Source organism: Zoogloea dura, assembly GCF_012927165.1.
Taxonomy (GTDB): Bacteria; Pseudomonadota; Gammaproteobacteria; order Burkholderiales; family Rhodocyclaceae; genus Zoogloea; species Zoogloea dura.
The window spans coordinates 299521-315105 of record NZ_JABBGA010000002.1 but is presented as its reverse complement, the minus strand read 5'-3'; the positions used below and the strand labels follow the sequence as shown (position 1 = coordinate 315105).

Sequence of the window (15585 nt, the reverse complement as noted above, 5' to 3'; positions counted from 1 at the left end):
ATGTGATAAATCGTCACTTCGAGGCGGGTCACGGGCGGGCCCACCTCCGCCAACCATGATCCTCCTCACTTCCCGGCAAGGTTCTTGCCGCCGCTTTGAACCCTCCTCCCTGCTGCGCGTTCTGTCCGCTTCCGTCCTGGCCGTGCTGGCGCCGGCAGCGACAGCCCTGACTGCGGCGCAGATCCATTCCCGGGTGGCGCCCGCGGTGGCGGTGGTGGAAACCCTGGATGCCGAGGGCCGTGTTGGCCTCAGCCTGTCGGCCACCGCGTTGGGGGCCGGGCGCTTCGTCACCGTCTGTGACTCCCTCGACGGGGCTGCCGCGCTGCGCACCGAGGTGGCTGCAGCGCGTCGTCCGGCAATCGTCACCGCCCGTGACCGTGGCCGCAATCTGTGCCTGCTCGAGGTTGAAGGGCTCGTCACTCCGGGGCTGGTGCAGGCCGCAGCTCCGCCGCCCGGCAGCCGGGTGTTCGCGGTATCAAACGCGCTTGGCATGGGGGTCGGGATTTCCGAAGGGGTGGTGTCGGGGGTCAGGCACTACCCGGATGGCGCCTACATCCAGTTTTCCGCGCCCATCTCGCCGGGATCCCAGGGCGGCGCGCTGGTGGATGCGGAGGGCGCGCTGGTCGGCATCATCGACTATCGCCGGCGGGATGGTCAGAACGTCAATTTCGCCCGGGTGGTGGCCGTGGTGGGGGAGATAGAGGCCCGTGCGGCGGCCGCAGCCGACCAGCTCCGGCGCTTCGATGCGGCCAGTGCCCTGGTCCGCGACGCGCGCTGGGTCGAACTGGATGAACTGGCCGGCCGCTGGGTTCGCGAGGAACCCGACAGCACCGATGCCTGGGGTTTCGTGGCGGAGGCGGCGCGCCAGCTCAAGCAGCACGAGAAGGGGCTCGAGGCGGCACGCACGCTCTGGCGCATCCACCCCGACCGGCCCCAGTCGGGTCTGATCCTGGGGGCGCAGCTGGCGGCCCTCGGGCGCTTCAAGGAGGCCGAGGAGGTGGTTCGCGAGCTGCTTGCCAGGCATCGGGAGTTCGCCCAGGGCCATAACTTGCTGGGGCTGATCCTGCAGGCTGAAGGCCGCCTGAATGAAGCGGAGGCGGCCCTGCGCCGGGCCCTCGAGCTGGAGCCGTGGCTGATGCCCGCCTACCGGAGCCTGGGGGAGCTGGCGGCGGCCAGAGGAGATCACGCCAGCCGGATCGCTATCCAGCGGCGCCTGGCCAGCCTGCTGCCCGATGACAGCAGCCTGCGTCTGGCCCTGGTCCAGGCCTATCTCGCCGCCTCGATGCCCGCTGCCGCGCTGGCGGCCCTGGAGCGTCTGCCTGCCACCGAGCAGGAGAGTGCCGATGCCTGGTATTGGCGCGGCATCATCGAGGCCAGCCTGAAGCGCCCGGAGGCGGCGGTCAATGCCTTCCGCGAGGCCCTGGCACGGCAGAGCCGGCAGCCCGGCTGGTGCTGGTCCGGCATGGGCACCGCGTACTACGGCATGAAGCGCTTTCCGGAGGCGATCGAAGCGCTTGAAGCGGCTCACCGGGCCAATCCGGAGCAGTCTGGTTTTGCTTATCAACTCGGGGTTGCCCTGAAGGATGGCGGGCGACCCGCCGAGGCCCTGGTACTGTTTGAGGAGCTGGCGGCCCGGGCGCCGGGCGATGCCGCCAACTGGCGGCAGGTCGGTTTTACGCGGGCTGTCCTGGATCGCCATGAGGAGGCGCTGGCGGCCATGGAGCGATCCTTGCAGCTCGATCCCCGGCAGCCCAGGCTGTGGCGGGCGATGATCGAAAGCCTGCAGGCGCTTGACCGGCGTGCCAGCGCCATCGAGGCCTATGAGCGCCTGCGCGCCATCGACGGCACGGCCGCCGCGGAGGCCTGGGCCAGCGTCATCGCGCCTTTCGAGGAGGCCGCGCAATGAGGCGCCATGACGTGGTGTGCGGGGTGCTGCTGGGTCTTGCGGTCCGGCTTGCGCTGGCCGACGAGACCGACGAGGCACGCCAGGTGTTTGCCCGGGTGGCGCCTTCGGTGCTCACCGTGCGGACCCTGGATGCCGCAGGGCGGGAGGATGGGCAGGGCAGCGGGGTGGTGGTCGGCCGCGAGCAGGTGGTGACCGCCTGCCACGTGATCGAGGATGCCCGGCGCATCCGTGTCGTGGCCGGCGAGCAGGCCTTCGACGCCGAGTGGGTGCGCCGCAATGCGCCCCTCGATCTGTGCCTGCTGCGCGTTGCGGGGCTCAAGGCGCTGCCCGTGAAGCTGCGCAGCGGGGCGGATCAGCCCGTGGGCCTGCCGGTCTATGCCGTCGGCAACCCCCTGGGTTTCGGCCTGGCGGTGAGCGCCGGCCTGCTCGCCGGAGTGGAGCGCGAGCAGCCCTATCCTCACCTGATCAACACGGCGGCCCAGTCCCCCGGGTCGAGCGGCGGTGGCCTGTTCGACCTGGAAGGCCGCCTGGTAGGGATCAGCCGGGCGATCATGGGGGCCGCGCAGAACGTCAGCCGGGCCATCCCCGCTGCGGCGGTAGCGCGCCTCCTTGAGTCGGGCGATGCGCCGCCGCAGCGCCCGGAGCCGCCAGCGCCGGAGCGGGCCTGGGTGGCCGAAGCCGAGGTGGCCGAGCAGGGCGCCCGCTGGACCGCCCTGGAGAACCTGGCGCGCAACTGGCTCATTGCCCAGCCCACTGCGGCCCAGGCGGCGGCCAGCCTGGCGACCGCCCTGCTCATGTCGAACCGTCCGCAAGAGGCAGAGGGGGCGGCGCGACGGGCCCTCGGCCTGGATCCTTTCCATGTGGGGGCCTGGGCAACCCTGGCTCGTGCCCTGCATCTGCAGGGGCGCACGGCCGAGGCGGAGGAAGCCCTTGGCAAGGCCGAGGCCGGCTTTCCCGCCAATCCGAATGTGCCCTTCTTCCGGGCGGAGTGGCTGCGCCAGGCGGGCCGCCTGGTGGAGGCCGGGAAGCTCAGCCGCGAGGCGATCCTGCGTTCGCCCTCGAGTTCTTCCCTGTGGCGGCAACTGGGCCTGATCGAGGAAGCCCAGGGGCGGCCGGCGGAGGCGGCCAGGGCCTTTGCCGTGGCGGCACGCCTTGGGGATGCCTCCGACGAGGTCCGGCGACGCCTGACGGTGAACCATTTCAGGGCGGGTGACCTGGGCCAGGCCTCGCGGTCGGTCCAGAGGGGGGAGGGGGCGGGGCGGCAGGGCGCGCTTGCCCAGATCCTGCTGGGCATGACGGAATTCCGGCAGGGGCGTATCAAGGCCGCCGAGGAGGCCATGCGCAGGGCTGTCGAGCAGGCGCCCGAGCTCGGGGCCGCCTGGGGCGGGCTCGGCATGGTGCTTGCCGGCACGCAGCGATCCGCCGAGGCCGAGAGGGCTTTCGAGCGTGCCCTGGCGCTCGATGGTCCGAACCTCGCGGTGCTCTTCAACCGGGCCGAACTGCGGCGTGGCCAGAAGCGCCTGGAGGAGGCGCTGGCGGATGCCCGCCTGGCGTCCGAGAGCTTCCCCGCACAGATCGACGGCTGGCGTGCCCTGGGCCGGGTCCTGACCGACATGCGCCGTTATGCGGATGCGGAGTCTGCGTATGAGACGGCCGCCGGCCTGGGGCCCCTGCCGCTGGATGATCAGGCCACCCGGGCCGAAGCCCAACTGGGCAACGGCCATGGGGAGCTTGCGCTGAAGACGCTCAAGGCGCTGGAGGAGAAGGATCCGCGCTTCCTGCGCATGTGTCAGATCACCGCCAAGGTGCTCGGGCAGCGTGGGGACATGAATGGCGCCCTGGCCTACCTGGAGCGTGCCCTCGAGATCGAGCCGGCGAACGGCGTGACGTGGAGCAGCAAGGGTTATGCGCTGGTGAAGCTGGGGCGTGTGGCCGAAGGCGTGCAGGCGCTCGAGACCGCGGTCCGCCTCGAGCCCGGCGTGGCCAATCCGTGGATCAATCTCGGCGAGGCCCAGTTGAAGAACCGCAACCTGGCGCGTGCCATCCAGGCCCTGGAGAAGGCCATCTCCCTGGAGCCGGAGGCCATGGATGCGCGGCTCTTCCTGGCTCAGGCCTACCTGGTGGCGCGCCTGCCCGCGAAGACCCGGGAGCAGACGGCCCAGCTTTTCCGCCGCCTGCCCCAGGCGCCCCAGGTACTGGGCCTCGAGGTGGTGGCCTTGCTGATGCAGGCTGATCTGCCCGCGGCCAGGAGTATGTTCGAGCGCATGCTGGCGGCTGCGCCCGACATGGCGCGCCAGTTGCGGCGCCAGGCCATGGCCAACGGCGTCGCCGGCGCGGCCAGCCTGCCCGAATAGGGCGGGCCTGGCGCTGGCTCAGCGCTCCCGCTGCCAGAGCATGCCGTGGGTGACGATGAACTGGTACTTGCGGGCGTGCTCGCGGATCACCAGTGGCACCTCCTCCTCGCGCCGCAGCACGAAGCCCTCGTCCCTCAGGAAGGCCTTCAGGGCGTCGGCGCTGCGCAGCGGCTGGCCGTCCTTCTCGAAGCCGCCGATCCACGCCTCCTGCGGGGTGAATTGCTCCAGCCACGAATAGGGTGAGAACAAGGCCACCAGCCCCCCCACCTTGACCAGACCCCGCGGGCCGCCGAGGCGGCCGAGCAGGGACCTGGGGCTGGGCAGGCGGCATAGCAGGTTGGCCATCAGCACGGCGTCCAGGTCCACCAGCTCGGCCGGCAGCGAACAGGCGTCGGCCTGGCGGAAGCTGACCCGCTGGCGTTCGATGGACGGATCGATGCGGGCCGTCACGGTGGTGCCCAGATTGCCCTCGTCACGCCGGAAGTAGTCGCGGCTGCCATCCTTCCTGAGCACATTGGCGGCGTCGATGAAGGCGCGGGAGAGGTCCACGCCCAGCACCTCGTCGAAGCCGCGGGCCAGCTCGAAGCTGGCGCCGCCCACCGCGCAACCCACATCCAGGGCGCGGGCGGTGCCGGAGCCGAACTTGCGGGCGCCGTCGATCAGCCAGTCGGCACAGCGCTGCGGAAAGGCGGTGGCGCACTGCGGGCCGCCGGGCCACGGCATCTGGGATTGCGGTTCTCCGTGGTGGAGCAGCATGTAGTCGTCCACCATGCGGGCATCTTCATAGACCTGGCTGGCACTGCCCTCGCCGCCGAGCTTCACCACGCCGCCGTCGTGAGCCGCCTGGACGACCCGGAAGCCGGCGTGCTGGTAGAAGTGGGGGCGGAAGTGGAAGCGCGCCCACACGCTGGCCTCGTCGCCGCAGGAGATCCACGAGCCGCCCAGGATCATGCTGTGCTGGCCGTCGTAGCAGGGGGTGGAGAAGTCGTCGTAGTAGGGATGGACGCGGGCGCCAGGCAGCGGGTTGAAGTCGTCGCCGTGCCACTGCCAGACATTGCCGAACACATCGTGGATGCCCGCCGCCGTGGGCTGGCCGGCATCCACCGGCCAGGGTGAGCCGTGGGCCAGCTGGCTGTTCCAGCCTTGCTCGCGGCCCAGGCGGGCTCCGTCGACGCGGGAGGGGGGATCGGTGTCGGCCCAGGAGGCGTCGCGCAGGGCGTTGTGCTCGGCCTCGGTGGGCAATCTACAGGGGATGCCGTCCCGCGCGCTGCGCCAGGCGCAGTAGGCGGCGGCTTCGTGGGCATTCACCTCGGCGGGCCAGCTCCACGGCATCTCGATGGTCTCGAAGAGGGTGCGCAGGCGGTAGCGGTGCAGGCCGGCGGGGCCATCCGGCACCCAGAAACACGGCCACTTGCTGTTGCGGAAGCCGCGCCATTCCCAGCCGGCTTCGGTCCACCAGCCTTGCTCGAGGTAGCCGCCGCTCTGGATGAACTCCAGGAAGGCGCCGTTGCAGACCAGATGGCTGTCGGCCTGGAAGGCCTGCACATCCACCTCGCGGCGGCCGTATTCGTTGTCCCAGCCGAAGCTGGGCCAGTCGCGCGGCTTGCCCAGGCAGACCCGGCTGGCGGGCACGGACACCTGCCGGGCGACGGGGTAGTCCTGCCCGGCCCGCGGCGGAAAGTGGGCCGCCGTGTTGGCGCTGGCATGCACGGCCGGCCATTCGGCTGGGCGGCGCAGCAGTTCGGCCGGCAGCTCGCGGATCAGCACCGAGGAGGTCTCGAGGTGGATGCGCTCGTGCTCGAAGCCCATGAAGAGCGCCCACAGGGGGTGGTCCATGGTGATCGGCGGGTGCCCGTCGGCCAGGTCGGGATGGGTCTCGATGAGATGGCGCACGGTGGTGTACACGCGTGCCCGGTAGGTGTGGGCCTCGGCAAAGTCGGGCCACTCCATCTCGTTCTTCGACATGTCATCCCAGCGCATCTCGTCCACGCCGGTTTCGAAGATGCGTTCGAAATAGGGATTGATCGGGTTGTCGATGAGGCCCGCCACCCGCAGCTTGTTGATGTACAGGGTGGCCGGGTGGCAGTAGTAAAAGACCATCGGGTGGCGCAGATGGTGGTAAGGCGGCCGGTAGAAGGCTTCTTCGCCCTGCAGGCTGGCGAACAAGAGTTCGGTGAGGGTCCAGCCGTTGTCGAAGGCGGCCAGCACGGATTCGCGGGTACAGGTATCGAGCCGGGGCTGGGGCAGGGCAGTGAGCGTGCCGTCGGGCTGGCGGCCGGGGCAGTCTTGCGGGCTCAGGCCGGTCCACCACCAGGCGGGGCGGGGGCCTTGCAGGGCGGCGTCGTGGGTGCCGCGCAGGTTCTTGCGCCAGGGCTCCACGGCGGAGGGCATCGCCGTGTCGAGGTTCGGGTGGGACATGCAGATCTCCTGGAATGCGGCGGTCGTTATTCTGGGGGAGGTTCAGGCGAAGAGTTCGGCCTGGGCCGGTTGCGCTGCTTCGTGTTCGGGGACGGCATCGTGCCGCGTCAGGCTGGCCACGCGCACGCCGAGCAGGCGGATGCGCCGCTCCAGGGGTACGCGCTTGAGGCACTCGCCGGCGGCCTGGCGGATCGCCGCGGCTTCGCCGATGGGGCGGGGCAGGGTCTGGTCGCGGGTGACCGTATGAAAATTGTCGAAGCGCAGCTTGAGCCCGATGGTCTTGCCCACGTAGCCCTTGCGCGCCAAGTCGGCCGCCAGCTGCTCGCACAGGCGGGTGAAGCTCCGCGACAAGGCATCCCGGTCGAGCCGGGGGTGCAGGTCGCGCTCGAAGGTGGTCTCGCGGGACAGGCTCTTGGGCTCGCTGTAGGTGACCACCGGGCGCTCGTCGATGCCCTGCGCGGCGTTGTGCAGCCACACGCCGTAGCGCTCGCCGAAGTGTTCCTGCAGCCAGGCCGGGTCCGCCGCGGCCAGCTCGCCGATACTGTGGATGCCCAGGCTGTCCAGCCGCGCCGCCGCCTTGGGGCCGATGCCGTTGATGCGCTTGGCCGGCAGCGGCCAGATGCGGGCCGGGATGTCGGCGGCGGCCACCACGCTGATGCCGGCGGGCTTGTCGAGGTCGGAGCACAGCTTGGCGAGCAGTTTGTTGGGCGCCACGCCGATGGAACAGGACAGCCCGGTAGCGTCGCGCACCGCCTGCTGCAGGCGCAGGGCGATGGCGCGGGCGCCTTCGCGGCTGCCGTCGGGGTTGAGGGCGCTGAGGTCGAGGTAAATCTCGTCGATGCCGCGGTCTTCCAGCTCCGGCGCAATCTCGCGCACGGCGGCCTTGAACAGGCGGGAGTAATGCCGGTAGGCGTCGAAGTCGGCGGGCAGCAGCACGGCCTCCGGCGCCAACTGCGCAGCCTTCATCAGGCCCATGCCGGAATGCACGCCGAGGGCCCGGGCTTCATAGGTGGCGGTGGTGATCACGCCACGCCCGACGTAGTCGCGCAGGTGGGGGAAGTGTCCTGTCTCGCCGCCCGGCGTGGCCCGGCGCCCGCCCACCACCACGGGCTGGCCACGCAGTTGCGGATAGCGCAGCAGCTCCACCGACGCGTAGAACGCGTCCATGTCCAGGTGGGCGATGCTGCGGGGCAGAGAAGGCATTGTTCCGGTTCAAACCGCGGGGCGGGCTCCATTGTGCATCAAGGGGCGGGGAATGCGGCAAGGCCGTGGGCCAGGCTTGCGCAAAGCCCGGGGTCGGGATTCAATCTGGCGTGCCTGCCCGCGGCCAGCTCCAAGGGGGGGCAGGGCGCGGGTGCGCCATCATTACAACATGGGCGCCATGCCGCCCGCCTCGAGGAGACCTTCGCCATGACCGACCTGCCCCTGCGCGACAAGCGCATCCTGGTGACCCACGCCGACGCCTTCATGGGCCCGGTGCTGTGCGATGTGCTGGCCCGCCAGGGGGCCACGGTGATCGCCAGCACCGACCCGCTGCTTGATCCGGACGCGCCGGCGGCGGCCGTTGCGGCAGCGGGGCGCGTAGACGTGCTGCTTGCCAACCTCGCCATCGCGGCGCCGACCACGCCGGTGACCGAGGTGGGCGACGATGAATGGCGGGCCACCTTTGCCGCCCTGGTGGACCCGCTGCCGCGCCTGGTGCGCGCCGTGCTGCCCGCCATGATCGAGCGCGGGGCGGGCAAGATCCTGGTGATGGGCAGCGCCTCGGCCCTGCGCGGCATCAAGCGCGCCTCCAGCTACAGCGCCGCCCGCGGCGCGCAGCTGGCCTACGTGCAGGCGGTGGGGGTGGAGGTGGCGCCGCACAATGTGCAGGTCAATGCGATCGCCCAGAACTTCGTGGACAACCCTACTTACTTCCCGCCGGAGGTGCAGGCCAACCCGCGCTTCCAGGAGCGCCTCAAGCGCGAGGTGCCGCTGGGCCGCCTGGTGGGCGCGGAGGAGGATGCGGCCTTCGCGGCCTACCTGTGCAGCGACGCGGCCAGTTGCTTTGTGGGGCAGGTGTTCCCGGTGTGCGGGGGCTGGGTGGCGCGCTAGGGGGGGCTGCCGGCCCGCCGGAGGGGCGGGCCGCAGCGGCTTACAGGGATGCGTAGTATTGGGCGATCGCCGGGGTGGCGGCGATGCGCTGCAGGTAGGCGGTGAGTTTCGGGGCCAGCGTGTCGAGCAGGTCGGCGGGGATGTGGTCGAGCTTGCCGGACACCAGCCAGCGCAGCACCACGAAGGCCTTGAGGTCGGCCACCGTCAGGCGCTGGTCGACAAGATATTCGCCACCGTGCTGTTCGAGCTGTGTCTCGAGCCATTTCAGATACAGGGGCAGGGCGCCCGTCACCAGGGCCTTGCGTGCGCTTTCGAGGGCTTCGCCGGTGAGGCCGAAGGTGGCGCCGAGCTTCACGTTGATGTCTTCCAGGGCGCCCAGCACCTCGTCGCACAACAAGGCCTGCAGCGCGTCTTCGGGGTACAGGCCGGCCAGCCTGCCGGCATAGCGGGTGATCGCGTCGCTCTGGGTGACCTGCACGCCGTTGATATGCAGGGTGGGCACCTGGCGCAGCGGGGTGGTCTTGCGCACTTCGGCAAAGTCGGCGAACGGGAAGCGATGGTCCTCGAAGGCGATGCCGCCCAGGTGCAGGGCCAGGCGCGCGGGTTCGGCCCGGCCGCCGGGAAAGTCGAAGTAAGTGAGTTTGAGCGTGTTCATGATGAGTCCTGCTGGCAATGTGGGGCCTTGATCGGCATGGGGCGCCGCCGGGCGGAACAGCCTGCCTCCGGCAAGGTGGAAGGGCGCGGCCTGCAGCATAGCAGCCGCGGCGGCACGCCATGGGGGCGACGCCGGCCCGGGCTCAGCCGGCGGCGCTGCCTGGTGGCCCGGGTGCGTTAATTTATGCAAATCGTGTTTATGTTTATGGGATAGGTGTTCTGATGGCGCCCTGATCATTTTCTGCCCGGTGCCATGCTGAAATCATTTTTCCGGATCGCCTGCTTCTTTCCGCTGGCCCTGCATGCCGGCAGCGGCATCGTGCCGGATGGCTCCACCGCCACCTCTGCAGTGCTCGACCCGTCGGGCAAGACCCGCATCCAGGTGGCCCCGCCTGCCGGCGGTGTGTCCTACAACGCCTTCTCGCGCTTTGACGTGGATCGCGCCGGTGCGGCCTTCCAGAACCAGGACGCAGGCGCCCGCAGCATTGTGGCGGAGGTCCGCTCCGCCTCGCCGTCCCGCCTCGAGGGGGCGTTGTCGGTGGACGGGCCGCGGGCCAACCTGGTCATCGCCAATCCCAACGGTCTGGTGGTCAATGGCGGGAGCTTCGTCAACTTCGGCAGCGTCGCACTGGTGGCCGGCAGCGTCACCCTCGACCCGCGCAATGACGGCAGCGGCGGTGCGCAGGTGTATGTGTCGGCAAGCACCGGGGGCAGCGCGGCGGGCAGCAGCATCAGCATCGGCCCTGACGGGCTGGCGGCCGATCTGATCCGCCTCGAGCTGCTGGCCCGGCGGATCGAGGTGAACGGGCCGCTCGGCAACGCCTACAGTTCGCCCACCGCCCTGGTCCGCCTGGTGGGTGGCGACGCGAGCGTGCTCTTCGACACAGCCGCGTCGCCCACCGACAACCTCACGCCGTGGGCCTACTACCGTGCGGGCAGCACGCCGGGCCAGGGCTTCGTGATCGACCTGGGCAGCCAGGCCAGGCTCAGCTCAGGGCGCATCGAACTGCTCGTCACCGACGCCGGTGCGGGCGTGCGCAACGCCGGCCAGATCCAGGCCACGGCCGGCGACCTCGTGCTCGACAGCAGCGGTGCGCTGGAGCAACGCGGTGGCCGAATGGATGCGGCCGGCGACATCCGCATCCATGCCGGCTCCCTGCTCCAGCAGGCCGGCAGCGAGGCGCAGATGCCCGCCATCACGGCGTCGGGCAGCCTGGACATTGCGGTGATGGGCGGCGTGACCAACCTTGGGGGCAGCCTCGCCGGTGCGGCCCGCAACCCGGCCGAAGGGGCCAGCCCCGCCGCCGTGCGCATCGTCGCCGGCGGCGATATCGTCAACCAGACGCCGGCCGGCGGCAGCACGGCGGTGCTCTTCGGGGCCAGCGACGACGTGCTGCTCGAGGCCGGCGGCGACCTGCGCAACATCAACGGGCGCATCGTCTCCAACGGTGCGCTGATCGTCCAGGTGGGCGGGGTGGCGCTCAACGAGTCGCAGTTCGTCGCCGGGGCCGGGGCGCAGCGCTGGACACGGAGCGAGCAGACCTGGCTCGGCCTGCCGCGCCGGCGCAGCGGAGTGAGCATCGACAACGGCCAGCTGGCCGACCCGGAGCACATGGCCTACTGGGTGGCCGAGGGCGACGTGCGGATCACCGCCGGCAGCCTGCACAACCTCGGCGGCTACGTCTTTGCCAACCAGGGTGACGTGGTGCTGGACGTGGCTGGCGGCATCCTCAACCGGGCCTGGCTGACCGGCACGGTGAGCCTTCGCGAGTCCTGCAACATCCTGTTCTGCCGCCGCTCGGCCAGCAGCAGCGAGAGCCTGGTGGGTGGGCAGATCCTGTCCGGCCGGGATGTGCGCATCAAGGGCGGCGGGACCCTGGTCAACGATGGCGGGTTGATCCTGGCCGCCAAGGACATGCGCCTCGACGTGCCGCGGGTGGAGGCCAATGGCGTGCCGGTGCATGTGGCGCTGAGCCGCTCGGATGGCTTGCGCGCCTTCTTCGGTGACCGCTGGGCCGAGCTGTATGCCATCGACCAGGGCGGTGGCTTCACGGCTCAGGCCGGGCGCCTCAGCCTCACCGGCGAGGCGATCCAGAACCGCGGCTTCTTCACCGCCAGCGAGGGGGTGGATGGCGTGATCACCGTGGTCCGGACGCCGGGCCGCGACCCTGTCGTGCTGAGCAGCCACCTCGGGCTGTTCAGTGCCGTGTGGCGCTGAAACCATGCGCCGCCTCATGATCACGCTGGCGCTGGCCGGCAGCACGCCGGCCCTGGCCCAGCAGTTTCCGCCGCCCCAGCCCCGCCAGGACCAGGGCGACCGCATCCTGCGCGAGGAGATGGAGAAGGCGCGCGAGCGCCTGCTGCGCCAGCAGACTCCCCACGTCGCGACGCCGGCCGTGCCCGCCCCGGCGGCGGCACCCGCCGCGGCCGGTGACGGCGGCGCGCAGGATCCGGCGGCGGTGGAGGAGCGGGCGCCGATGTTTCGCATCGAGCGTATCGAGGTGGAGGGCGGGGAGCTGCTGCCGTCCAGCGTCCTCGAGCGCCGGCTGGGGCCCTTCCGGGGGCTGGCGCTGGGGGCCGTGCGCATCGGGCTGTTGTTGCAGGGGCTCAACAAGGACCTCATCGACGCCGGCTTCATCACCTCCCGCGCCTATGCCCTCGGCCAGAACCTGGCGGGCGGGGTGCTCAGCCTGCGCATCGTGCCCGGTCGCATCGAGGCGATCCGCTACAACGGGCACCCCTTCGTGGTGGAGGCCTGGGCGGATGCGGGCCTGCGCCTGGCCTTGCCGATGGGCGTGGATGACATCCTCCAGCTACGCGACATCGAGCAGGGCCTTGATCAGTTGAACCGGGTGCGCGGCCGCCAGGCCCAGGTGCGCATCCTGCCGGGCGAGATGCCGGGCGCGTCGGTGCTCGACATCGTCGACCCGCCGGCGGCGTCGGCCTGGCGCCCATGGCTGGGCATGGACAACCAGGGCAGCCGCAGCACCGGCTCGCGTCGCCTGCGCCTCGGGCTGGAAGCCGGCGATCTGGCAGGCTTCAACGAGACCTTCAACCTGGGTTACACCGGCAGCATCGAAACCAACGCGCTGAATGCCGGCCTCTCCCTGCCCTGGGGCTACAACACCTTCAGCATGCTGGCCACCTGGTCCGAGTATCAAAGCCTGATCGGCAACGTGGCCTTGCTCTACGGCACCTCCACCAACTATGCGGCGGCCTGGAACCGCCTGCTCTACCGCGACCAGGACAGCAAGATCGGCGGTGACCTGGCCTTGTCCCTGCGCGAGGCCCGCCGCGAGATCAACAACGTGGGCCTGGTGCCGCAACGGCTGACGGTGCTGCGCGCCGGCGTCAATCGCCTGAGCCGCTTCGATGCCGCCGCTGGCAGCGGGCAATGGACCGTGGATGGCGGCCTGTCGCGGGGCCTCGAGGCCTTCGGTGCGATGAGCGATGTGGGCAGCAGCGCCGGACCGGCGGCCCGTTCACGTTTCAGCAAGCTGGATGTGTCGGCCAGTGTCGTCCTCAACCTGCCCGGCAGCTGGAGTCTGCGCGGCAACGGGGCCGCGCAGTGGAGCGGCGTGCCGCTGTTTTCCTCCGAGCAGATCTTCGTCGGCGGCGTGGCCAGCGTGCGCGGCTTTGCCGAGTCGGCGCAGGCCGGTGACCGGGGAGGCTACTGGCGCAGTGAGCTGGCGCGCGGCTTCGCCATGGCAGCTTTCGGCACACCCTGGCAGGTCGAACCCTTCGGCTTCTGGGATGCCGGCCATGTCCGGATGCTGGCCAGCGGCCGCGCAGCAACGTTGATGTCGACCGGCCTCGGGCTGCGGCTGGCCGGCCGTGCCGGCAGCTTCGAGGCCATCGCCGGCAGGCCGGTGGTCAAGCCGGCAGACATGCCCGACGCAGCCTTCCGCCTCAACCTGGCGCTGACCCTGTTCTTCTGACGCCCGCTAGCGCTTCTTCTGCAACAGGCTGTGCTCTTCGGAGGGCAGCTTGCCGAACAGGGCGCGGTAGTCGCGGGCGAAATTGCCGAAGTGCCAGAAACCCCAGTGGGCGGCGGCCTCCGACACGGTGGTGCTGTGGCGGAGCATGGAGCGCACGCCGTTGAGGCGGACGATCTTGATGAAGTCGAGCGGGGTGCAGTTCATGCTCACCTGGAAGCAGTTCTGCAAGGTCCGGCGGCTGACGTTGAGGGCATTGCAGATGTCCTGGATGCCGGGCGGGGCGTCGGGCGCGCTGACCACGATGTCGCGCACGTCCTTGATCAGCTTGAGGCGCTGGGCATTGCTCAGGCGGGGCGCATCGCGGTCGATGCGGGTGACGATGGTGTCGATGAAGGAGTTGAAGATGGACTGGCCCAGGGAGTGCAGCAGCTGTTCGTTCTCCAGGGCCTGGGGGGCGTGCTCCGCCATCTGCGAGATGCTGGTGATGAACTGCCGCAGGGCGGCGATGCTGTGCGCGTCCACCTTGACCAGCTGGGGCTTCTCGATGAGGGCCGACACTACCTCGGCCTCCCGCTGGGTGAGTTGCTCGAGCAGGTCGCGGGTCTGGATGACGATGCCGGACATGATCAGGCTCTCGGGGGAGAGATATTCGAAGCCGTCCTTTCCCGAAAAGAAATGCAGGGACGTCTCCGACATGGCCTCGCCGCAGAAATGGCCTTCGCCCTTGTAGGCGAGGGGCAGGCCAATTGCGATGGTGTCCTTTTGTATTGCTCCAGTCTGGAACAGGTTGCTGCTGGTCGTTTCAAAAAACAGCTGCAGGCCGTGCAGTTCGAGCTCGCGGAATTCACCCCTGAATGCGCCCGACGACAGCTGGGAATAATGCTGCTGCCAGCCCCTGAGCTGCGCCGCCTGCTCTTCTATATCGGAGGTGCTGACCGAGCGGACGTGCTGGGGCGAGCCTTCGTCGGGCGGCGGGAACGACAGGGGCTGGCGGGTCAGGTCGATCATCGGGAGGGCGTCCGGATCAAGGGAAATGGGGAGCGGAATAGTGTTGCGGCAATGTGCTTGCAAGGTCTGTGCCCCGTGCAAGGAGGGGGTGGGCGCTTGCCGATTTTGGATGGCCCATTCTGGTGAAGGCCTGGGTGAAGCCTAGGCCAAGTTCCGGGATGGTGCAAGATGTTCTGTTAAATCAGTTGCTTGAGACGATTGTTGAAGTGTGCCGATTTGCGATAGCGGGGCTTGTCACGCGGCCTTAACGTTACGTAAGGGCTGCAGATGTCACGGGCCGGCCCCTTATATCCATAACGAGGAGACAATCGTGATCGAGTTTCAGAGCTGCTGTCGGCGCATTCCGCGCCTTGCTGCAATCGGGGTGATGGGCGGGCTGACAGCCTTTCTCATGCCGGCATCCGGGGGGGCCGCAGAGGCCTCCGCGGGGGCCGTCGAAGCACCGGCTTATTCCATTACCGGCAATGTGTCCTTCAACAGCGATTATGTCTGGCGCGGGCTGACCCAGACCTTCGGCGGGCCGGCCCTGCAATTCGGCACAGACTGGAAGCATCGCTCCGGGTTATATGCCGGCTTCTGGGCATCGAATGTTTCCGAGAAATGGGTTCCAGGGGCCAATCTCGAAACGGACTATTACGCGGGCTACAAGACCGAAATTGCGTCGGGGTTCTTTCTCGACCTGAATCTGCTGTATGTCTATTATCCCGGCGGTGACTATAGTAAAGCGCTGGATGGCAGGACTTTCCAGAGTTCGAAGCCGCACACCCTCGAGCCCTCCATCGGCTTCGCCTACGAGTGGGCCTCGGTCAAATACGGTCGCACGCTCAGCAGGTTCTATGGCTGGAACGTCAATAACTCGGCGCCGGGCGTATTCTCGGCCGAGGATGTGCATGCCGGGGTCAAGGGCTCGACCCGCGGTTCGCAGTATGTGGAGCTGGGGGCGTCCTGTGATGTGTGGGAGTCGGTCAATCTGTCCCTGCAGCTCGGGCGGGAATGGGTTGCCAACAGTTCGGGCCTGGACTGGTCCTACCTGCGGGTCGGGGTGAGCAAGACGCTGGCCGACAACTGGAGCGTGGGCCTGTCGGTGTGGGGGACGACGCAGCCGGCGGCGTTCAAGAACTACGTGGCGCTCACGGGGAGCGGCGATACCGAGAGCGTCGGCCGTACCCGCGCGGTGCTGTCGATCGCACGCGCGTTCTGACCGGGGAGCGGG

Annotated in this window: 10 protein-coding genes; 6 read left to right on the top strand and 4 right to left on the bottom strand. The window is 69.5% G+C overall.

What is annotated here, in order from left to right:
- Positions 1 to 55: 55 nt before the first annotated feature.
- Together HHL15_RS04260 and HHL15_RS04255 are read left to right on the top strand one after the other, a co-directional pair.
- Positions 56 to 1906 (top strand): tetratricopeptide repeat protein, encoded by a 1851-nt coding sequence (locus HHL15_RS04260; RefSeq protein WP_169144576.1) that lies wholly within the window; start codon positions 56 to 58, stop codon positions 1904 to 1906.
- Positions 1903 to 4260: a serine protease gene (locus tag HHL15_RS04255; protein WP_169144575.1), complete on the top strand. Its 2358-nt coding sequence runs from the start codon at positions 1903 to 1905 to the stop codon at positions 4258 to 4260. The genes HHL15_RS04260 and HHL15_RS04255 overlap by 4 nt, the downstream gene beginning before the upstream one ends.
- Before the next feature lie 18 nt (positions 4261 to 4278).
- Here HHL15_RS04255 and ovoA read toward each other — a convergent pair whose 3' ends face one another.
- Positions 4279 to 6678, bottom strand: coding sequence for a 5-histidylcysteine sulfoxide synthase (gene ovoA / locus HHL15_RS04250; RefSeq protein WP_235943216.1), 2400 nt, complete (start codon positions 6676 to 6678; stop codon positions 4279 to 4281).
- A gap of 42 nt (positions 6679 to 6720) precedes the next feature.
- Entirely contained in the window at positions 6721 to 7881 is a 1161-nt protein-coding gene (gene dinB / locus HHL15_RS04245; RefSeq protein ID WP_169144574.1) for a DNA polymerase IV, read from the bottom strand.
- A 207-nt stretch (positions 7882 to 8088) separates the two neighbouring features.
- Here dinB and HHL15_RS04240 point away from each other — a divergent pair, with 207 nt between their 5' ends.
- Positions 8089 to 8772: an SDR family oxidoreductase gene (locus tag HHL15_RS04240; protein WP_169144573.1), complete on the top strand. Its 684-nt coding sequence runs from the start codon at positions 8089 to 8091 to the stop codon at positions 8770 to 8772.
- Positions 8773 to 8812: 40 nt separating this feature from the next.
- Here HHL15_RS04240 and HHL15_RS04235 read toward each other — a convergent pair whose 3' ends face one another.
- Complete coding sequence (locus HHL15_RS04235) at positions 8813 to 9427, bottom strand: glutathione S-transferase family protein (RefSeq protein ID WP_169144572.1); 615 nt, start codon at positions 9425 to 9427, stop codon at positions 8813 to 8815.
- Between the two features lie 252 nt (positions 9428 to 9679).
- On the opposite strand from HHL15_RS04235, the gene HHL15_RS04230 reads away from it, so the two are divergent.
- Positions 9680 to 11644: a filamentous hemagglutinin N-terminal domain-containing protein gene (locus HHL15_RS04230; protein WP_169144571.1), complete on the top strand. Its 1965-nt coding sequence runs from the start codon at positions 9680 to 9682 to the stop codon at positions 11642 to 11644.
- A gap of 4 nt (positions 11645 to 11648) precedes the next feature.
- The gene (locus HHL15_RS04225) at positions 11649 to 13364 is read left to right on the top strand and encodes a ShlB/FhaC/HecB family hemolysin secretion/activation protein (RefSeq protein WP_169144570.1); all 1716 of its coding nucleotides are present in this window, start codon (positions 11649 to 11651) and stop codon (positions 13362 to 13364) included.
- Between the two features lie 6 nt (positions 13365 to 13370).
- On the opposite strand, the gene HHL15_RS04220 is transcribed toward HHL15_RS04225, so the two are convergent.
- Positions 13371 to 14372 (bottom strand): helix-turn-helix domain-containing protein, encoded by a 1002-nt coding sequence (locus tag HHL15_RS04220; protein WP_169144569.1) that lies wholly within the window; start codon positions 14370 to 14372, stop codon positions 13371 to 13373.
- A 310-nt stretch (positions 14373 to 14682) separates the two neighbouring features.
- Between HHL15_RS04220 and HHL15_RS04215 the strand changes: the two genes are divergently transcribed.
- Positions 14683 to 15573, top strand: a complete 891-nt coding sequence (locus tag HHL15_RS04215; RefSeq protein WP_169144568.1) for a TorF family putative porin — start codon at positions 14683 to 14685, stop codon at positions 15571 to 15573.
- The last annotated feature ends 12 nt before the right edge of the window (positions 15574 to 15585 follow it).